Annotated in this window: 16 protein-coding genes; 1 reads left to right on the forward strand and 15 read right to left on the reverse strand. The window is 71.4% G+C overall.

The window, feature by feature from the left end; translation table 11 throughout:
• Positions 1–44: 44 nt before the first annotated feature.
• From PIR02_04455 to PIR02_04495, 9 genes are all read right to left on the reverse strand, one after another.
• Positions 45–1,475 (reverse strand): AMP-binding protein, encoded by a 1,431-nt coding sequence (locus tag PIR02_04455; protein WZH37918.1) that lies wholly within the window; start codon positions 1,473–1,475, stop codon positions 45–47.
• Complete coding sequence (locus PIR02_04460; GenBank protein ID WZH37919.1) at positions 1,472–2,581, reverse strand: MSMEG_0565 family glycosyltransferase; 1,110 nt, start codon at positions 2,579–2,581, stop codon at positions 1,472–1,474. The genes PIR02_04455 and PIR02_04460 overlap by 4 nt, the downstream gene beginning before the upstream one ends.
• Before the next feature lie 16 nt (positions 2,582–2,597).
• The gene (locus PIR02_04465; GenBank protein WZH37920.1) at positions 2,598–3,455 is read right to left on the reverse strand and encodes a carbon-nitrogen hydrolase family protein; all 858 of its coding nucleotides are present in this window, start codon (positions 3,453–3,455) and stop codon (positions 2,598–2,600) included.
• A 24-nt stretch (positions 3,456–3,479) separates the two neighbouring features.
• Positions 3,480–4,736 (reverse strand): MSMEG_0569 family flavin-dependent oxidoreductase, encoded by a 1,257-nt coding sequence (locus PIR02_04470; protein WZH37921.1) that lies wholly within the window; start codon positions 4,734–4,736, stop codon positions 3,480–3,482.
• Positions 4,733–5,023, reverse strand: a complete 291-nt coding sequence (locus PIR02_04475; GenBank protein WZH39080.1) for an MSMEG_0570 family nitrogen starvation response protein — start codon at positions 5,021–5,023, stop codon at positions 4,733–4,735. Before PIR02_04475 ends, PIR02_04470 begins: the two co-directional genes overlap by 4 nt.
• Before the next feature lies 1 nt (position 5,024).
• Positions 5,025–5,927 carry a carbon-nitrogen hydrolase family protein gene (locus PIR02_04480; protein ID WZH37922.1) on the reverse strand — a complete coding sequence of 301 codons (903 nt, stop codon included), beginning with the start codon at positions 5,925–5,927 and terminating at the stop codon, positions 5,025–5,027.
• Between the two features lie 8 nt (positions 5,928–5,935).
• Positions 5,936–6,463: an MSMEG_0572 family nitrogen starvation response protein gene (locus PIR02_04485; protein ID WZH37923.1), complete on the reverse strand. Its 528-nt coding sequence runs from the start codon at positions 6,461–6,463 to the stop codon at positions 5,936–5,938.
• 103 nt (positions 6,464–6,566) lie between these two features.
• A complete protein-coding gene (locus PIR02_04490) occupies positions 6,567–7,997 on the reverse strand; it encodes a GNAT family N-acetyltransferase (GenBank protein WZH37924.1) in 1,431 nt (476 codons plus the stop codon).
• Positions 7,958–9,052 carry an MSMEG_0568 family radical SAM protein gene (locus tag PIR02_04495; GenBank protein ID WZH37925.1) on the reverse strand — a complete coding sequence of 365 codons (1,095 nt, stop codon included), beginning with the start codon at positions 9,050–9,052 and terminating at the stop codon, positions 7,958–7,960. The genes PIR02_04490 and PIR02_04495 overlap by 40 nt, the downstream gene beginning before the upstream one ends.
• Positions 9,053–9,261: 209 nt before the next feature.
• Between PIR02_04495 and PIR02_04500 the strand changes: the two genes are divergently transcribed.
• Entirely contained in the window at positions 9,262–10,278 is a 1,017-nt protein-coding gene (locus PIR02_04500) for an LLM class flavin-dependent oxidoreductase (GenBank protein ID WZH37926.1), read from the forward strand.
• A gap of 114 nt (positions 10,279–10,392) precedes the next feature.
• On the opposite strand, the gene PIR02_04505 is transcribed toward PIR02_04500, so the two are convergent.
• The 6 genes from PIR02_04505 to PIR02_04530 all read right to left on the reverse strand — a co-directional run bounded on the left by PIR02_04505 (position 10,393) and on the right by PIR02_04530 (position 18,249).
• Positions 10,393–11,577, reverse strand: a complete 1,185-nt coding sequence (locus tag PIR02_04505) for a PLP-dependent aminotransferase family protein (protein WZH37927.1) — start codon at positions 11,575–11,577, stop codon at positions 10,393–10,395.
• Complete coding sequence (locus PIR02_04510) at positions 11,574–13,232, reverse strand: ABC transporter ATP-binding protein (GenBank protein ID WZH37928.1); 1,659 nt, start codon at positions 13,230–13,232, stop codon at positions 11,574–11,576. Before PIR02_04510 ends, PIR02_04505 begins: the two co-directional genes overlap by 4 nt.
• Positions 13,229–14,077, reverse strand: a complete 849-nt coding sequence (locus tag PIR02_04515) for an ABC transporter permease (GenBank protein WZH37929.1) — start codon at positions 14,075–14,077, stop codon at positions 13,229–13,231. The genes PIR02_04510 and PIR02_04515 overlap by 4 nt, the downstream gene beginning before the upstream one ends.
• Positions 14,074–15,090 carry an ABC transporter permease gene (locus tag PIR02_04520; GenBank protein WZH37930.1) on the reverse strand — a complete coding sequence of 339 codons (1,017 nt, stop codon included), beginning with the start codon at positions 15,088–15,090 and terminating at the stop codon, positions 14,074–14,076. The genes PIR02_04515 and PIR02_04520 overlap by 4 nt, the downstream gene beginning before the upstream one ends.
• A gap of 70 nt (positions 15,091–15,160) precedes the next feature.
• Positions 15,161–16,807: an ABC transporter substrate-binding protein gene (locus PIR02_04525; protein WZH37931.1), complete on the reverse strand. Its 1,647-nt coding sequence runs from the start codon at positions 16,805–16,807 to the stop codon at positions 15,161–15,163.
• A gap of 26 nt (positions 16,808–16,833) precedes the next feature.
• Complete coding sequence (locus PIR02_04530) at positions 16,834–18,249, reverse strand: FAD-linked oxidase C-terminal domain-containing protein (protein ID WZH37932.1); 1,416 nt, start codon at positions 18,247–18,249, stop codon at positions 16,834–16,836.
• Positions 18,250–18,740 lie beyond the last annotated feature (491 nt).

Raw genomic sequence — 18,740 nt, forward strand, 5'->3', positions numbered from 1 at the left:
CACCATCGCGGCCTCCACGTGCGGAGGCGACTGCGCGACGAGGATCAGCGGCCGAACCGCTCCGCCAGAGCCGAGCGCCGCACCTTGCCGGCATCGTTGCGCAGCGGCGTCGACGACACGTGCAGCGCGGCGGGGGCGCGGCCGCCCAGGCGCGACCGCGCATGCGCCATCACCGACGGGGACACCGCGGGGTCGGTGAGCCGGACGGCGGCGTGCACCACCTGGCCCAGGTCATCGTCCGCGACGCCGAAGGCGACGGCTTCCTCGACGGCGGGATGCTCCTCGAGCACCGCCTCGACGGTCGCGGGCGCGATCTTGTCACCGCCACGGTTGATGAGATCGTCGGCCCGGTCGTGCACGAAGAGGTAGCCCTCGGCATCCAGGTGCCCCACGTCGCCGAGTGTGTCCCACCCCTCGTCGTCGCGGCGGGAGGTCGCACCGACGTACGAGTACGCTGCCGCGTCGCCCCGGCGCATCCACACCAGACCGCGCTGCCCGACCGGGAGGTCGGCGCCGGAGTCGTCTCGGATACGGATCTCGGTGCCGCCGATGGCCCGCCCCACGCTGCCGGGACGATCGAGCCACTCCGTGCCGGTGATGCGAGTGAGACCGTTCGACTCGCTGCCCGCGTACACCTCGTCGACGCGCCCGGGGCCGAGCCAGTCGAGGAAGGCACGCTTGAGCGCCGGGGCACACGGCGCCCCCATGTGCAGCACGCTCTCGATGCTCGCGACGCGCTCGGGACTCCGCTCCTCGGCGGGCAAGCGCAGCAGGCGCGACATCATCGTCGGCACGAGCAGTCCCCACGTCGCGCCGTGCGTCTCGACGGCATCGACCCACGCGCGCGCGTCGAAGCGCTCCAGGATGACGAGCCGGTGCCCGGTGAGCAGACCCCGGAACGCATACGTGAAGACGGCTGAATGCCACAACGGTCCGGCGACGATCTGCGTCGCGATCCGCGGGAGGAAGGCGGCGACCGGGCGCGACGGATCCAGCGTCGCCGGCGCCGCCGCCCGCACGATCTTCGGCCGCCCCGTCGATCCCGAGGTGGCCGGGGCCTTCCAGCACGATGCCGCGACATCGGGGAGGTCACCCGCCCACGGCTCGATCCGCACTCCGGGCACCCACGCGACGTCGGGCGACACCGGCCGCACGCCCACGGCAGCTGCGGGTGAGGAGATCGCCTCGAGGTCGGCGCGCTCCGCCGCGGTGAGAGAGGTCGACAGGGGCTGGGGCGTCGCACCCGCCCGCCAGATCCCGAAGCAGGCGATCACCATGTCCCGCCCGTTCGGCAGCGACACCGCGACGGTGTCGTCGCGACGGATACCGCGGGAGAGGAGTTCGTGCGCGACGGCCGAAGCGGCGGCATCCAGCTCCCCCGCGTTCACGACACCTTCGGTGTCGACCACGACCGGCTCGGCGGGGTCGGCCCGCGCGCGGTCGGCGAGGATCGCCGAGAATGAACGCTCGGTCACCGCGCGCTCCGCTGCGCAACCCGCGCGTAGAACTGCTCGTGAGCTGCGGCGGCCCGCTCCCACGTGTGCGCGTGGGCGAGCGCGAGCCCGGCGGCCGTGTCGGTCGCCGCTGCGCCGCGGAGGACCGCGTCGAGCTGACCGGCGATCTGGCGGGGTGTCGAAGCGTAGAGCACGGTGTCGCCGAACACCTCTCGGATGACCGGGAGATCGCGCGCGACGACCGGCGTCGAGGCGGCGAGCGCCTCCATCGCCGCGAGACCGAAGCCCTCCTTGGTCGACACGAACGCCAGCGCACGGGCCTCGGCGACGAGGGCCGGCAGCGCGTCGTCATCGACCGGGCCCAGGATCGTCGGCTGGATGCCGAGCTCCTCGGCGCGGTTCTCGAACCGCTCGCGGTACTCGCGGTAGTCGAAGAGCGTCTCGCCGCCGCCGAAAACCAGGCGCAGGTGGGGGTGCGCATCGCGAACGCGGGCGTAGGCCTCGAGCAGGTCGATCGAGCCCTTGCGCGGCTCGATACCCCCGAGCGCCAGCACGTAGGCGCCGAGCTCGGCCCGCCAGGTCGCGCGCGCATCGTCGGCGTCCACCGCGGCCGTGAAGCGCTCGGCATCCACGCCGTTCGCGATCACCTCGGGGCGCATGCCGTACCCCTGCTCGACCTCGCGGGAGACGGCATCCGACACGCACAGCCGGGCGACCGGCTCGACCACCGCGCGGTCGTGGCAGGCCACGAGCTGCGGGGTCGTGAACGTGTCGAGGTGGTGGATGGTGCGCACGACGGGAATGCCGCGGCGCAGCGCCGCGTTCGCCGAGATGCAGTCCTGCGCGTGCACGATGTCGGCGTCGGCATCGAGGGCCGCGGCCATCAGCTCGATCGAGCGCTCGATGCGCTCGCCCACCCCCTCGCCCTCGACCGGGGGAAACGGCACGACCCGCACGTCGACGCGCGGATCCACCGGGCGGAAGAAGGCCGTGTCGTCGCCGCGCCCGAGCGTCCAGACCTCGACCTCGTGCCCGCGGGCGGCGAGTGCTTCAGCCAGCGCGAGGGTGTGCACGACGCCGCCGCGCGGCTTGGTGGAGTAGGTCAGCTGCGCGATGCGCATCGGCATCCTTTCCAGGTCCGGTCTATGCCGGAGCGGTGAGACGGTAGGCGTGCTCGGCGCGCTGCGCGAGGTGGTTGAGCGAGCGTCGGGCGCGGGCGACATCGGCCGAGACGTCGGCCTCGGCGACGGCGAGACCGCCCTTCGCCCACGTCTTGGCGACGATCTCGCCCGCGGGGTCGACGACTTTCGCTTGGCCGAGGAAACGCAGGCCGCCGAGTACGCCGGTCTGGTTCGACGACACGAGATAGACCTGATTCTCGGCGGCGCGGGCGCAGTCGTAGAGGTCGAACAGGTGAGCCTGACGGTCGTTGCGGATGCGGTCGGAGCGGTCGGTGACGCTCGCGGGCCACGCGCTCAGGCACGCGATGATCTCGGCGCCGTCGAGCGCGATCGAGCGGGCCGCCTCGGGGAACGTCTTGTCGAAGTCGATGAGCATGCCCAGACGCCCGACCGGGGTGTCGAACGCGCGGAAGTCCGTGCCGGCCGCGTACACCTCCGACTCGCCCAGCGGCAGATGCACCTTGCGGTGGCTGCCGAGCACCCCGTCGCCGGTCACGCAGACCGCGGTGTTGTAACGCCGTTCCTCGCCGTTCTCGACCGCACGCTCGGCGATGCCGAAGCACACCGTCATGTCGCCCGCGAGCTCGACGATCGCCGCCACCTCGGGCCCGTCGATCTCGACCGCGTGCGGGATGCCGTCGCCCTCATCGACGGGGTGGTGCAGGTCGAGAAGGTAACCGCCGATCGTGGCATCCGGGAGCACGAGGAGGTCGACCCCGCGTCCGCGGGCGTCACCGACGATGCCGGGGAGCTTCGCGAGCGTGCGCTCGACGTCGCGACCGAAGTGGGCCGCCACCGCAGCCATCGTGACGGATGCCATTCCCCGAGAGTACGCGGTGGCCGTTCAGCGCACCGCGAGGACATCGCGCGACGCCGCGATGATCGAGCCGGCGATGTGCTCGGCATCCCGCGCGATCGCGTGGAAGCGTCCCGACCCCCACGTGTGCAGCCACGGAAGCCCCACGAACGAGAAGCCCGGGACCGCCGTCGCTCCCCGCTCGTGGACGGGGTGCCCGCCCTCGTCGAGCACGTCGAGCTCGCCGAGCCACGACCAGTCGGCGCGGAACCCGATGGCCCAGACGACGGCGTCGATCTCGTCGAGGTCGACCGCGGTGGGGCCGCCGTCGGGTGTCCACACCGGCCGATAGCGCTCCTCCGTCGGGGCGTCGATCCCCTCGCGGGCGATGTAGGCGTCGATGTCGTTCTTGATCGACTCGGCCACCGAATCGGCATGGTCGAGGTTGGCCGCGAGCGTGTCGTCGAAGGCGAGCGTTCCGTCGGCGATGCCGGTTGCGCGCCCGTGCAGACGCATCCCCTGTGCGGCGAATGCACGGAGGTCGATGTCACGGCCCCCGTCACGACCGGTGACGTAGTGGTTGGTCGCGGCGCGTTTCGCCGCCGCCTGCACCCCGGCCGGCACGTCGTAGACGCCCATGTCGGCGAGCCACGTCATGCAGTCGCGCCCCCGGTAGAACCGCGCGACGCGCGGTGCCCGGCCGACCGCGAGGTGCACCCGGCGCCCCTCGAGGTGGAGGTCTTCGGCGATCTGGGTGCCCGATTGCCCCGTGCCGACGACGAGAACGGTTCCCGGGAGCTGCCCCGCGTTGCGGTAGTGGTGCGAATGCAGCTGCACGATGCGCTCGGGCAGGTCGTCGGCCCAGGACGGGGTGATCGGTCGGTGGTATCCCCCGGTGGCGGAGGTCACGGTGTCGGCGGTGATCTCCCCCGCGCTGGTCTGCACGACGAACACCCCGTCGTCGCGGCGGTCGACCCGCTGCACCTCGACGCCCTCGGCGAGAGGGACGTCGAACGTGTCGGCGTAGCCACGCACCCAGGCGTACACCTCGTCGCGGGTCATGAACCCGTCGGGGTCGGGACCGTCGTACGGGTACCCGGGCAGCCGGCAGTGCCAGTTCGGGGTCACGAGGGTGAAGTTGTCCCAGCGGCCGTCACGCCACTCGTGCGCCGCAGACTCCCGCTCGATGACCACATGCTCCAGGCCCGCCTGCGCGAGGTGCCAACTGACCGAGAGGCCCGCCTGCCCACCGCCGACGATCACGGCGGGGTAGTGATCGCCTGCTCGCAGCGCGACCGGGATCACGACGCCACCGCCGAAAGGGGCGGCTCCATGCGGAGCACCGTGACCTCGCCGCCGGAGTAGGCGGCTGCCGTCTGCACGATCTCGTCGCGGGATGCCATGGCCGAGGTGCACGCGAAGCCGTATGCGGCGCGCACGCGTTCGCCCGCGGCATCCAGTGCCTCGCCCGCCCGCGCGGCGAAGTCCGCCACGCCATAGCTCTCGCCCGCGGCGAGGTAGTCGTGCATGACGAGGCTCGGCGAGTAGTGCGACGACTCGGCGCCGTCGGGCCAGCGCACCGCGAAACGCATCTCAGGCACGGGCCAGCTCCTTCCATCCCTCGACGTGCGCGCCGGTCGTCTCGGCGACGGGTCCGTAGACGTCGGGACGACGATCGCGCAGGTGGAACATGCCCCCGCGCATCGCCCGGAAGGTCTCCTCGACGTCGATCTCGGCGATCGCGAGCCCGGTTCCGAGCAGGGTCGTGGCGAGGATGTTGCCGCCCGGGTCGACGACCTTCGCGTTGCCGACGTAGCGCAACGACCCGAACGTGCCCGACTGGTTGGATGCCATCCAGAACACCTGGTTGTCGAGGGCACGGGCGATGTCGAACTGGTTGAACCGGTAGGTCCACCGGTCGTCCTGCAGGTTCTCGGCGGTCGCGGTACGGGCCGCGGGCCAGGCCGACATGCTCACGACGATCTCGGCGCCGTCGAGGGCGAGCATGCGCGCCGCCTCGGGGAACGCCTTGTCGTAGCAGATCTGCATGCCCACGCGCCCGATCGGTGTGTCGAACGCCGCGTAGGTGTCTCCCGCCGAGTACGACATGTTCTCGCCCAGCGGCTGGTGCACCTTGCGGTACGAGCCGTAGACGTTCTCGCCGTCCAGGCACACCGCCGCGTTGTAGCGCGTCTCTCCGTCGTCGGCCAGCTCGCAGAAGCCGATCGTGAGGATCATGTCGCCGGCGAGCTCCTGCACCCGGGCGATCTCGGGTCCGTCGAGACGGATGGCCGGGGGCATCGACCGCGTGGTGGTCTTGATCGTGTCGCCGTGGTTGCCGAGCGACGAGAGGTAGCCGCCGATCGCGGCCTCGGGGAAGGCCAGGAACGACACTCCCGCGGCTCGCGCCTCGGCCACCAGGTCGGCGATGAGCGCATAGTTCTGCTCCAGGTCCCGGGTGAAGTTGGCCGAGACGGAGGCGACGGTGATCGACATGGCGAGCCTCAGAGGTTGTACGTGGAGTTGATGATCGCGCCCTTGCGCGCGTAGTAGATGAGCGCGTCCTGCACATCGAGGGGGTGCGCGGGAATGACGCCTTCGATGAGGTCTTCTTCCCGGATGCCGTGGAGGGCCAGGCCGAAGCGGCAGCAGTAGACCGTGCCGCCCTCCTTGATGAAGGTCTCGAGCGAGTTGTTCATGTTGAGCTCACCCGGGAAGCCCGCATCTCCCGTGGTCGGGAAGCCGCGGTTCGCCGTGGCGGCGAGGGTCCCGGGGCCGTACAGGTAGATCGCCGACTCGAAGCCCTTGCGCAGGGCGCGGGTGGCCTGGAGGATCGCGACGAAACTCACCGACGACTCGTGCGGGATGCCGTGGATGAGCGTGAAGTACGTCTCGCCGTCCTCGGCCTGGAAGTCGGGGAAGAGCTTCGTCGAGCCGTAGATGTTGCTGCCCTTGGGGAGCGAGGGGTGCGGAACCTCGCCGAGGGACTTCGCGATGTTCTCGGCGATCTGGGCGTCGATGTCGGTGGTCATTGGTCGTGTCCTTCGCGTCGGTGGAGCCGGGGATGGAGCGCGTGTCTGCTACCAGGCTCGCGCCATGTTGTTTCGGATTGGTTTCAGCCGGAATGAGCTTGCGTTACGCCTTGCCGAGCCCCGTGGCGCCCGCCTCGACGACGGTGGTCTCGACACCGTCGGGCCACCGCAGCACGACACCGGTGGCGGCCGTGAGCTCGCCGACGGTCGAGGTGACGGCGAGCGGTGACGACACGTCCGGCGCATCGGCCGTGACCATGCCGAAGCCGGGGAAGCAGGTCAGCCAGTCACCGAAGGCCACGCCGTCGGGCGCCGGGATGTCGGCGACATCGATGCGTGCGCCGACACCCGAGGCCTCGGCGAGCATCGCCGTCGTGCCGACGATGCCGGCCATGCTGACGTCTTTCGCGGCGGCGGGACGGTGATCGGGGACGAGCCCCGCGAGGTGGCGCAGTTCTTCCCCGGTACGCGTCGAGGTGGAGTCCCACTGGCGCCCCTCGAATCCCCGGCGCCACCGCCCGTGCAGGTCGACGGTGAGACCGAGCGGCTGCCCCGGGCGCCCCCCACCCCCGGGCACGGGATGGGTGGCGCGGCCGAGGGCCGTCACCGCCAGGGACGATGCTCCGCCCCACTGGGTATGGCCGCCGAGGATCGGCACTCCCCACGCCACGGCGGCGCTGCGCAGCCCCGACACGATGCGGCGCACCGTCGACGCCGTGGGCGCCGACACGGCATCCATGAGTCCGACCGCGCGCGCCCCCATCGCCGACAGGTCGTTGACGTTCACCAGCACCCCGCACCAGCCGGCCCACTCGGGGTCTTTGTCGATGAGGGCGGGCAGGATCGCGTCGGTGGCGACCACGACGTCGGTGCCCGCGACGAGAGCGCCGTCGTCACCGACCCAGCCCGGCCCGCCGAGCCCCTCGGGGTGATCGTCACGAATGCCCGAGAGCACGTCCCCGAGTGGGACCTTCGTGGCGCGGACGAGCGCGGCGAGACGGTCGATGGGCCAGCGCATGCGCACGTGGGGCGTTCCGGCGATGCTCGTGGAGCCCCAGCTCTCCCAGCCCAGGTGGCGGAACAGCGGCTCGTTGCGCTCCTGCACCGTCGCCTCGAACCGGATGACGCCGTGAGCGAGAGCTTCGCGACACGCCGCGCGCACCAGCGCGGAGCCGATCCCCCCGGCGTGCCGGGCACCGCGGCGCACCGCGAGCCGGCCTCCCGTCCACCACCCGATGTCGCGGGCCGTGGCGGGCGCGAGACGCACGCCGCCGAGGACGTCGCCGTCCGGGGTGGTCGCGACGAGCACGACGGTGCGCGGGTCGTCGTCGATGTCGTCTCGGTCGTGAGCGTCGAACAACCCCTGCTCGTGGACGAACACCTCGCGGCGGATCGTGCGATAGGCCGCCGTCTGCGCGTCGTCGGCGATCCGGATCTCCCACGACTGCGGCGCCGAACCCACGCGCGACCCGGTCAGCACGGGCACATCGAACATCACGCGCCCGCCGTCTTGAGGATGCTGCACGCGCCGCATGCGGCGCAGCCCGCGCGCTGGTCCTCGCCGCGCATGCCCGCCGCGTGCATGAGCTCGGCGACGCGCGAGGTGATGTCGTCGACGACCGCCCGATGCGGTGCGGGAACCTTGTCGACGTCGGTGGCGAGCGTGCCCTTCAACGGGCGGAAGGGGACGACGAAGGGGTAGACCCCCATCTCGATGAGTTCGCGGGCCCCCTCGACCGCTTCGTCGGGGTCCTCCCCCATCCCCACGATGAGGTAGGTGGACACCTGGTTCCACCCGAAGACGCGGACGGCCTCGCGCCACGCGGCGCGGTACTCGTCCATGCTCACGCGCGATTTTCCCGGCATCCATCGCCGACGGACCTCGTCGTCCATGGATTCGACATGGATGCCGATGGAGCGGGCGCCCGCGTCGTAGAGGTCGGTGATGGCCTGCAGGTCGGCGGGCGGCTCGCACTGCACCTGGATCTCGAGCTGCGGCACCGCGGCCTTCACCGCCCGCACGCACCGGGCCAGGTGCTTGGCGCCCCGGTCCCACCCGTTGGAGGTGCCGGTGGTCATGACCATGTGCGTCACCCCGTCGAGCCGCACCGCGGCCTCCGCCACCTCGGCGAGCATCGCGGGCGTCTTGACGGCGATCGTCGCCCCGGCCTCGAGCGAGGCCTCGATGGCACAGAACCGACAGCGCTCGCTCTCGTCGTAGCGCACGCAGGTCTGCACGACGGTCGTGGCGAGCACGTTCTTTCCATGCAGCTTCGCGATCTTGTCGTAGGCCACGCCCTCGGCGGTCTCGAGGTCGTAGAACCGCGGGCGGACGACCGGGGCGACGTCGAAGCCGAGGTCGGCCCCGTCGCGCGTGAGGCGCCCCGAGGCGGTGATCACGTACGGACTGTTCGGGTTGAGGGGGATCGCCGCCCCCTCGCCGTCCACGACGAAGTGGCCGTCGTCGCTGGGGCCGGCCCCACCCGTGCGGCGCACGGGGGCGTCGCTGCGGACGCCGAGCAGGGCTAGGCTGACACGGGTCGAGACCCGGTCACGATCCACCGGTGCGAGCGCTGAAGCGTTGTCCATGCACTCCAGTAGAACGACGGGGTGTTTCCAGACGACGTCGAGCGGATAGCGGTTCTGTTTCCGCGTCCTCCGTGTTCGAGAGCACCCCGGCTGGTCTGAGCGGCCGGCCCGTGGCATCCGGAGTCTCCTGCCACGCCCGAATCCGCCCGGCGATGACGGACCGTGACGGCCGGATCCCTCACGACGGGCGTCGCCGTTAGCGTGGCGGAGTGACCCGCCCTCTGCGCTCCCTCGGCTTCCTCACCATCGGCCTCTTCGACCGCGAGAACCCGCGGGCCGGGCACGAGACGACGTTGTCGATCATCGAGCGCGGCGAGCGCCTCGGCTTCGACAGCGCGTGGCTGCGCGACAGGCACCTGCAGTACGGCATCTCCTCTCCCGTGGCGGTGCTCGCCGCGGCATCCCAGCGCACCAGTCGCATCCGGCTCGGCACGGCCGTCATCCCGCTCGGGTGGGAGAACCCGCTGCGCCTCGCGGAAGACCTCGCGACCGTCGACGTGCTTACCGGCGGGCGCCTCGAGCCCGGTTTCTCGGTGGGTCCGCCCCGGCGCCTCGACGAGATCGCCCCCGCTCTCTACCCCGACACCGCCGATCACGAGGACTTCGGCTACGAGCGCCTCACGCGCCTGCGGCGCTTCCTCGCCGGGGAGCACGTGAGTCCGTTCGCGGGCACCGAGGGCATCGAGGAGTACTCCGAGCGCATCGAACCGCACTCCCCCGGCCTCGCGGAACGCCTCTGGTACGGCGCGGGAAGCCCCACCTCGACCACCTGGGCGGCCGAGAACGGCTTCCACCTGCTGACCAGCAGCGTCATCCAGTCGGTGCACTCGACCGACTTCGACGCCGAGCAGGACGCGCAGATCCGTCTCTATCGCGACACGCACCCCGACGGTGAGAACGCCCGGGTGTCGCAAGGGCTCGTCGTGGTGCCCACCGACACGGCGACGCCGGACCAGCGGAGGCGCTACGAGGCCTACGCGGAATCACGGCGGGGGCGGGTCGGCATCCCCCAGGGTCCGCGCGGGATGCTGTTCGCCGAAGACCTCGTGGGCACGTCGGAGCAGATCGCCGAGCGGCTGCTGTCGTCACGCTCGTTTCCGCAGGTCGACGAGGTGGCGTTCGCGCTGCCCTTCTCGTTCGCTCCCGACGACTACGCGCAGATCCTCGAAGACATCGCGGGCCGGCTGGGCCCGCTGCTCGGGTGGGCGCCGGAGACGCCCGCCTGACGCGAGCGCAAGCACAGTTGAGTGTCCAGAACACCCGGACGATTTTTCGAGGCGTCCGGGTGTTTTGGACACTCGACGTGCACGTGGCGGAGGGGGAGGGGGCGTGCGGGCGGGTCAGCGCTGCCGCGCCACCGCACGCGCCAGCCGCGCCGCGGCCTCGCGGAGCAGCTCCTCGGACGTGTCGCCGTAGGCGAGGCGCAGGTGCCGGTCGGCATCGGTCCCCGGGCCGGAGGGGAAGAACGATCCGCGCTGGTACTCCACGCCCTCGGCGCTCGCGTCGGCGGCGAGCCGGTCGGCATCCACGCGGTCGTCCCGAAGGCGCGGCCAGAGGAACAGCCCGCCGTCGGGCACCGTGACGTCGAAGAAGCCGGATGCCGAGAGCGCCTCGGCCAGGGCATGGGCCCGCGCGCGGTACAGCTCTCGCGCGCCTCCGAGCACCCGGTCGAACAGACCCGCGTCGCTCGTCAGCAACTCAGCCACGACGGCCTGCACGAAGGTCGACGAGTGCGAGTCCTGGCGGCTGCGCAGGGCCACGGCATCCGGGACCAGACGCTCGGGCAGCACGACCCACCCCAGACGCAGGCCCGGGCCGAGGGTCTTCGTGAAGGTGTTGACGTGGATGACGTGGTCGGAGTCGTGGAACGGCGCGAGCGACTCGGCCTCGCCGTGGAAGCGCAGCTCGCGGTAGGGGTCGTCGGCGAAGACGACGAAGCCGTATCTCTCGGCGAGGTCGACGAGCTCGCGGCGCCGGGCGGTGGGCAGCGACGACTGCGACGGGTTGTGGAACTCGGGCACCGTGTACACCGCCGCGGGGCGGGCGCCGGCCCGGAGCTCGGCCGCGAGCGCGTCGACATCGAGCCCCTCGGCCCCGACCCGAACCGGCAGCACCCGCGCGTCGGCGAGCTCGAGCCCCCGCAGGAACAGGGGGAACACCGGGTTGTCGACCGCGACGAGGTCGCCGCGCTCGAGCACGGTCTGCACGGCGATGGCGAGGCCGTGGAACCCGCCGTTGGTCACGAGCACGCGCTCCACGGGCACGCCTTCATGGGCGGCGATCCACTCGCGCAGCGCCGGGATGCCCTCGGTGCGCGAGTACTGCAGCGACGGTGCCCCCGGCGCGGCGAGCACTCGGGCCGTGGCCTCGGCCAGTTCGACGCTGGGCAGCACGGAGGGATCCGGGATGCCGCCGAGCAGCTCGATCGCGTCGGGGCGACGGTCGCGCAGGGTCTGGTCGCCGAACCCCTTCGGTGCGCTGAAGGCCCGGACGAGCGCGGGTCGGGTGGGGGCGAGAAGGGTCATCGAGGACTCCGGAGGTCGGGGGTGGGGATCGCGTCGACGAGAGCGCGCGTGTACTCCTCGCGGGGGTGCGACAGCACGTCGGCCACGCGACCGGCCTCCACGACCCGCCCGTCTTTCAGCACCGAGACGGTGTCGGCGATCTGCCGTACGAGGGCGAGGTCGTGCGAGACGAAGAGGTAGGTCAGCCCGCGCTCGCGCTGAAGTCGCAGCAGCACCTCGAACACCCCCGCCTGCACGGTCACATCCAGCGCCGAGGTCGGCTCGTCGAGCACGATGACGTCGGGCTCGAGCACCAGGGCGCGAGCGATGGCCACGCGCTGGCGCTGGCCGCCCGACAGCGCATCGGGCCGACGCCGGGCGAGGTGCGGCGGCAGGCCCACGGCATCCAGGGCCTCGGCGACCTTGGCCGAGCGCTCGGCGCGCGTGCCGACGCGGTACTGGTCGAGAGGCTCGCGCACGATCCTCCCGACGGCCCATGTGGGATCGAGCGAGGTGAACGGGTTCTGGTAGACGAGCTGGAGATGACGACGGATGCCACGGAGCTCCGCCGGCGTCCGGCCCGACACCGCGACCCCGTCGACCGTGATCTCACCGGCATCGGCGGTCTCGAGCCCCAGCAGAAGTCGAACGGTCGTCGTCTTGCCCGACCCCGACTCCCCGACCAGCGCGTGCGTCGTGCCCGGCGGCACGCGGAACGAGACCCCCGAGACCGCCGCCCGCTCAGCCCCGTCGACGACGAAGCTCTTCGAGACCTCGCGCACGTCGATGCGGGCCGACGTCGTGTCGATCGTCCACGCATCGACGCCGCGCTCGTCGGCGCCGCGACGGTAACGGTCGGGGTTCAGCGCCGGCGCGTCGGCCTGCAACTGCACCGTGTACGCAGAGGTGGGCGCGGCGAAGACATCGCGCGTGGCGCCGGTCTCCTGCACGCGCCCGTCTTTCAGCACGACGATCTCGTCGGTGCGCTCCGCCGCGATCGCGAGGTCGTGGGTGATGAGGAGCAGGCCGATGCCGAGCTCGTCGCGCAGGTCGCCGAGCAGGTCGAGGATGCGCTTCTGAATGGTCACGTCGAGGGCGCTCGTGGGCTCATCCGCGACGAGGAGATCGGGCTTCGGCAGCACCGCCAGACCGATGAGCACGCGCTGGAGCATGCCGCCCGACAGCTGGTGCGGATACGAGCCGTAGACCCGGCCCGGGTCGGGCAGGCCCACGCGGGTGAAGACGTCGAGAATGGCCGCGCGCTGGGCCGCGGCATTCGTGATCCCCGCCAGTGCGGCGGCCTCGTGGGCTTGCGAGCCCACCGTGCGCACGGGGTTGAGCGCGTGCGAGGGATCCTGGGGGACGAAACCGATGCGGCGGCCGCGGAACGGCCGGAAGCGCGCCCCCGACAGCCCCAGCAGCTCTTCGCCGTCGAAGACGACGCGCCCGCGAGCCGTGCCGGTGCCCTGCGGAAGGAGCCGCAGCACCGACCGCGCGATCGTCGACTTGCCCGAACCGGACTCCCCGATGAGGGCGAGGCTGCCGCGGCGGGGAATCGCGAACGAGACCTCGTGCACCACGGGGGTGCGGCCGTACGCGACGGAGAGGTCCTCCACCCGCAACAGCGAGGGAGCCGCCACGAGCGCGGCCTCCCGGGAAGGAAGGGTGAGGGTCATGACGTCCTCCGGAGCCAGCGGCTGATGCGGTTGATCGAGAGCACGGTGACCACCGTGACCAGCGCCGGCCAGACCACGAGCCAGGGAGCGCGGGGGTAGTCCTTCCCGGCGGAGATGAGCAGACCCCAGTCCGACGCCGGGGGCGGGTCCCCATAGCCGAGGAACGCCAGGCCCGCGATGACGAGGATCGACAGGCCGAACTGCAGCACCGCGAGGGGGATCAACGAGCGCGAGGCGTTGGGGAGAACGTGCCGGAACAGCACGTGCAGCGTCGACCCGCCCTGAAGCCGCGCCGCCTCGACGAAGACCGAGGAGCGCACGCGCAGCACCTCGGAGCGCATGACCCGGGCGAAAACCGCCACGGCCGAGACGCCGGTGGCGATCGCGGCGTTGATGGTCTGGAAGCCCAGCGAGCTGACGATCACGACCGCGAGCAGGAACGCGGGGATCGCCAGCAGCACGTCGACGAAGCGGGCGAGCACGGTGTCGGTCCACGACCCGAGGAAGCCCGCGAGGAGGCCGATGAGCCCGCCGACGACCACCCCGATCGTCACCGCGACGAGCGCGCTCGTCACCGACGATTGCGCGCCGTAGACGATGCGGGCGAACAGGTCGCGTCCGAGATGGTCGGTGCCGAGCAGGTGCGCGGCGCTCGGCGGCTGCAGCTTGTCGGCCGGCACGCCCTGCGCCGGGTTCTGCGAGGTGAACAGCGTGGGCGCGAGCGAGAAGGCCACGACCACGGCGACGACCACGAACGAGACGATGACGCCGACCGGCACGGCGAGACGGATGCCGCGGGCGCGGGCGGTCACGACGCGCGCCGGAGACGTGAGGGCGGCGGTCATACGACGCTCACCTCCTCACGCAGCAGCGGCGCGGGTTCTTCGGCAGCGGGGGCGGCGACCGTGCGCCCGCGCGAGCCGACCGACACCCGCGGGTCGAGCAGCGGGTACGCGAGGTCGGCGATCAAGTTCACGACGACGAACACGATCGCGGCGAGCGAGACCACCGCCTGCAGAACGGGAAGGTCTTGGCTGGCCACGGCCTGCTCAACGAGCGTGCCGATACCCACCCGTCCGAAGATCGCCTCGGTGATGAGGGCCCCGCCGAGCAGCTCGCCGACGATGAGTGCGAGCACGGTCACGGTCGGCAGCGCCGAGGGCTTCACGAGGTGGCGGAGGAACAGCGCCCCCTGCCCGAGGCCGCGCGAGCGGGCCACGGCGACGTACTCCTGCCGCGACTCGTGGTCGAGCGAGGCGATGAGCACCTCGGCCAGCTGCGCCGAGACCGGGATGCCGAGCGCCACCGCCGCGAAGAACGTGCCCCAGGGCGTCTCGGTGTCGATCATGCTGAACAGCCCGAGCCCGAAGGCGAACACGTGGATCAGCAGCAGGCCGATGACGAAGTTCGGGACCGACAGGAACAGCGAGGGCAGCGAGCGCAGCACGCCCTGGCCGAAGCGCGGGGGAAGGAACTGCGTGCCGTACGCGATCGCAACGGCGAGCACGATGGCCACCAGCAGAGCCGCAGCCGCAAGGCTGAGAGTCGAGCCGAGCGCGTCGAGCACGAGGGTTCCGACGGGAAGGTTCGAGCGCAGCGAGACGCCCAGGTCGCCCACCACGAAGCGTCCGAGCGAAGACCCGAGCTGCACCCACCACGGCTGGTCGAGGCCGTAGTACGCCACGATGCGGGCGATGTCGTCTTCGGTGAAGCCGTTGTCGGGGTTGCGCAGGGTGCTCGTGATCGGGTCGCCGGGCAAAATGCTGATCACGACGAACGTGAACAGGTACGCCAGCAGCACGACGACGATGGCCTGGCCGGTGCGCCGCAGCGCGAAGCGGCCGTAGGTGCGGAGCATGCTCTCCTCCTCTCGTCTCGGGGAACGGGACCGGGGGACGGATGCCGTGGCATCCCTCCCCCGACCGGTGTCAGCCGTTGAGCCAGGTGTCCAGGTAGTACGCGTAGGCGAGGCCGTTGTAGCTGACGCCACTCACCTCGGGGGCCTGCACGTAGACGCGCTGCACGATCTGCGTGAGCGGGACGAAGTAGCCCTGGTCGAGCACGTACCCCTGCAGCTCGTCGGCGACCTTCGCGCGGGCGTCACGGTCGGTGGCCGTGGCGATCTTGGTCGACAGGTCGTTGAGCGTGGCATCCGAGGTGCCGACCTTGAACCAGTCCTCGTCGCCCTTCTTCTGCGAGGTGAGCACGCCCGCGACGGTTCCGACGTCGACGAAGCTGCGCGTGATCTCGTTCGCCGGGATCGTCGCGTTGCCGATGACCTTCTGGCCGTAGGTCGGCACGTCGTACGTCTCGAGGTTCACGTCGAACCCGAGGCTCGTGAGCTGCTGGTCGACGAGCTCGTCGACCGACTGCGAGGCCTGCAGGTACGGGTTGGGGTAGAGCGTGAACGACAGCTTCTGGCCGTTCTTCGTCCGCACCCCGTCAGAGCCCTTCACCCAGCCGGCCTCGTCGAGCAGGGCCGCAGCCTTGTCGGGGTCGTAGGCGAAGTCGGCGCTGTGGTCGGTGGCCTCGGGCACGGTGCTCTGGAAAAGCGACTCGGCCGCGAACCAGTCGGGGGTGTAGACCGTCGAGAGGATCTCGTCGCGGTCGATGCCGTGCTGCACGGCCTGACGCACCTTGACGTCGTCGAAGGGGGCGACGGTGGTGTTGAGGGCGTAGCCGTTGACGAAGCCGAGGTAGCGGGGCGTCTCGACGGTCAGGCCCTCCTGCTTCAGAGCCTCGAGGTCTTGCGGGCTGGCGTTGTACGCCACCTGCGCCTGGCCCGATTCCACCGACGCGGTGCGCAGCGTCGGCTCGGCGACCTGCTTGTACGTGATGGTGTCGAGGTACGCCGCGCCCTCGTGGCCGACGGCCTCGGGACCCCAGTCGTAGTCGTCGCGCTTCTTCAACACGACGCTGTCGCCCTCGGCGACCTTCTCGACGACGAACGGGCCGCTGCCGATGTCCTTCGTGAGGTCGGCTTGCTCGGCGGCGGGCAGAGCAAGGGTCGCCGGCGAGATGAGGATCGAGCCGTGGTACGCCAGCGTCGGGATGAAACTCAGGGTCGGAGCCGAGAACGACACCTTCACCGTCGTGGCATCCACCGCCTCTGCTCCGGCGTAGTTCGCCGAGGGGAACAGACCGATGCGGTTGATGCCGTCGTCGGGCCGCCCCTTCGCCCAGATGTCGATGTTCGCCACGACCGCGGCGGCATCCAGCGGCGTGCCGTCGGAGAAGGTCACGCCCTCCTTGAGGTGGAGGGTGAACTCGGTCTTGTCGGCGTTCTCGTCCCAGCTCTCGGCGATCCACGGGCTGAGGTTCCCCTCGGCGTCGACGTAGACGAGCTTGTCGGTGAGGTTGCCCCAGATCTGGCCCTGGTAGCTGGAGATCGCGCTGTTGTTGGGGATCCAGGTGGCACCGAGCGAGTCGATGAGGAAGACGAGGTCGCCGCCGGGCTTCGGCGTGGAGCTCTCGGCCGGGGCGGCGGAGGTCCCCGCGCCACACCCGCTGAGCAGGACGGCGCCGACGGTGAGGGCGGAAGCGACGCCGAGGAGGCGTCGGAAACGAGTGGTCATAGGAATCCTCGAGCTGTGGGGAAGAGTTACAGGGCTTTTCCGGGGTTGAACAGTCCGGCCGGGTCGAGCGCGTCCTTGATCGCGAGCTGCGCCGTGCGCACACGCGCCGCGAGCTCTTCGGCGGCGAGGGCGCGCTTGACCGTGCCGATGCCGTGTTCGCCGCTGACGGTGCCGCCGACCGAGAGCGCGGCGCGCACCAGGGCGTCGGCGGCCTCGTGCAGCACCGCGGGGACGACCGTCGGGTCAGCACCCTCGGGGATCGGCAGGGTGATCACGGGATGCAGGTTGCCGTCGCCGGCGTGGGCGACGGCGCTGACCGCCACGCCGTAGCGCGCGGCGATGTCGGGGAACACGGCGAAGACGTCGGCGATACGCGACTTCGGCACGGCGACGTCGCCGCCGACGAACCAGGTTCCCTCGCCCAGGCGGCGGCCCGACCGGCGCAGTTCCCACAGCACCTCGGCCTCCGTGTCGCTCTCGACCCGGACGCGGGCACCGACCGCCTCGAGCGCGATCGTCAGCTCGGCGGTCTGTTCGTCGATGCCGAAGCCGTCGAGCTCGATGAGCAGCAGGGCCGCTCCGCGCGCCCGGAGCCCGGAGTCGTTCGCCGCGTCGATGCCCTCGAGCGTGGGCTGGTCGAGGAACTCGATGACGCTCGGGCGCACCCGCGAGGCGGTGATGGCGCCGATGGCCGCCGCGCCCTCGGCCGTGGAGCCGAAGAACGCCGTGACCGTGCGGCGGGCGACGGGCAGTGGGCGGATGCGCACCGTCGCGCGCACGACGATGCCGAGCACCCCCTCCGATCCCACGAACAGCGAGACGAGGTCGAGACCCGCGACGCCCTTGATCGAGCGATGGCCCACCGAGACGAGACTGCCGTCGGCGAGCACGACGTCGAGGGCGAGCACCGACTCGCGGGTGACGCCGTACTTCGCGCAGCGCAGGCCCCCGGCGTTGGTCGCGATGTTGCCGCCGATGCTCGAGATGCGCCAGCTGGCGGGGTCGGGAGCGTAGAACAGGCCGAGCGGGCTGAGGCGTTCGTTGAGTGCGGCGTTGAGCACGCCGGGCTCGACCACGGCGACCTCGTCGGCGGGCGAGATCTCGACGATGCGGTTGAGCCGGTCGGTCGCGATGACGAGCTGGTCGTCGTTCGCCGAGGCGCCGCCCGACAAGCCCGTGCCGGCACCGCGCGGGACGATGCTGACACCGTGACGGACGGCGAGGCGCACGAGCTGCTGGACCTCGCCCGCGGTCGCGGGGAAAGCCACCGCGGGCCCGCCCTGCGGTGCGGCGCCGTGACGCGGTGCGGTAGCGGCGTCGTGCGCGAACGCGGACGTCTCGGGGGACGGCGGGCGTACCTCGATGTCGGGCGCGTCGCGCTCGATGTCGTCGAGCAGGGCGGAGAGGCCCGTGCGCGGGGCTGTCGCGGTGGAAGCGCTCATGGGCGGGCCTCTCTGGGCGGGGACGGGAGTGCAGCCGAAGGTAGGACGATGCCGGCGCCGCCCTCACCTCGGCAGAAACGCACCGTCGTGATGCGTCATGGTCTGTCACGACGCGTCGCGGGGCGTCACGAACGAGCGCGCGAGCGGGCGTCCCGCTACGCTCGCGCGCCGCCGTTGCGCCCCCGCCCCGTCCGTCGCAGCTCCGCGCCCCGCCCGCCCCGCCCCGCCCCGCCCGACATGCAGCTGAGTGTCCAAAACACCCGGACGAATTTTCGCGGCGTCCGGGTTTCTTGGACACTCGACGGCAGATGCGCGGCGTGTGGCACACGGCGTCCAGGTTTCTGGGACACCCAGCGGCAGATGCGCGACGTGTGGCACGCGGCGTCCGGGTTTCTTGGACACTCGACGCGCGAATGCGCCACCGAGCGCGCCACCGCGTAACAATGACGTCTCGCGGCGCTGCGTTACGACGGTGATTGTGTCGTCGCGAC

It is taken from the genome of Microbacterium enclense (genome assembly GCA_038182865.1).
Lineage (GTDB): Bacteria > Actinomycetota > Actinomycetes > Actinomycetales > Microbacteriaceae > Microbacterium > Microbacterium enclense_B.

Coding starts and splice junctions, on each gene's coding strand:
- PIR02_04505 (WZH37927.1), bottom strand. CDS start 11,577: ATGACCCTTCTCGCCCCCACCCGACCCGCGCTCGTCCGGGCCTTCAGC.
- PIR02_04495 (WZH37925.1), bottom strand. CDS start 9,052: ATGGACAACGCTTCAGCGCTCGCACCGGTGGATCGTGACCGGGTCTCG.
- PIR02_04530 (WZH37932.1), bottom strand. CDS start 18,249: ATGAGCGCTTCCACCGCGACAGCCCCGCGCACGGGCCTCTCCGCCCTG.
- PIR02_04485 (WZH37923.1), bottom strand. CDS start 6,463: ATGACCACCGACATCGACGCCCAGATCGCCGAGAACATCGCGAAGTCC.
- PIR02_04475 (WZH39080.1), bottom strand. CDS start 5,023: ATGCGTTTCGCGGTGCGCTGGCCCGACGGCGCCGAGTCGTCGCACTAC.
- PIR02_04490 (WZH37924.1), bottom strand. CDS start 7,997: ATGCGGCGCGTGCAGCATCCTCAAGACGGCGGGCGCGTGATGTTCGAT.
- PIR02_04460 (WZH37919.1), bottom strand. CDS start 2,581: ATGCCGATGCGCATCGCGCAGCTGACCTACTCCACCAAGCCGCGCGGC.
- PIR02_04510 (WZH37928.1), bottom strand. CDS start 13,232: ATGACCCTCACCCTTCCTTCCCGGGAGGCCGCGCTCGTGGCGGCTCCC.
- PIR02_04465 (WZH37920.1), bottom strand. CDS start 3,455: ATGGCATCCGTCACGATGGCTGCGGTGGCGGCCCACTTCGGTCGCGAC.
- PIR02_04515 (WZH37929.1), bottom strand. CDS start 14,077: ATGACCGCCGCCCTCACGTCTCCGGCGCGCGTCGTGACCGCCCGCGCC.
- PIR02_04520 (WZH37930.1), bottom strand. CDS start 15,090: ATGCTCCGCACCTACGGCCGCTTCGCGCTGCGGCGCACCGGCCAGGCC.
- PIR02_04480 (WZH37922.1), bottom strand. CDS start 5,927: ATGTCGATCACCGTCGCCTCCGTCTCGGCCAACTTCACCCGGGACCTG.
- PIR02_04525 (WZH37931.1), bottom strand. CDS start 16,807: ATGACCACTCGTTTCCGACGCCTCCTCGGCGTCGCTTCCGCCCTCACC.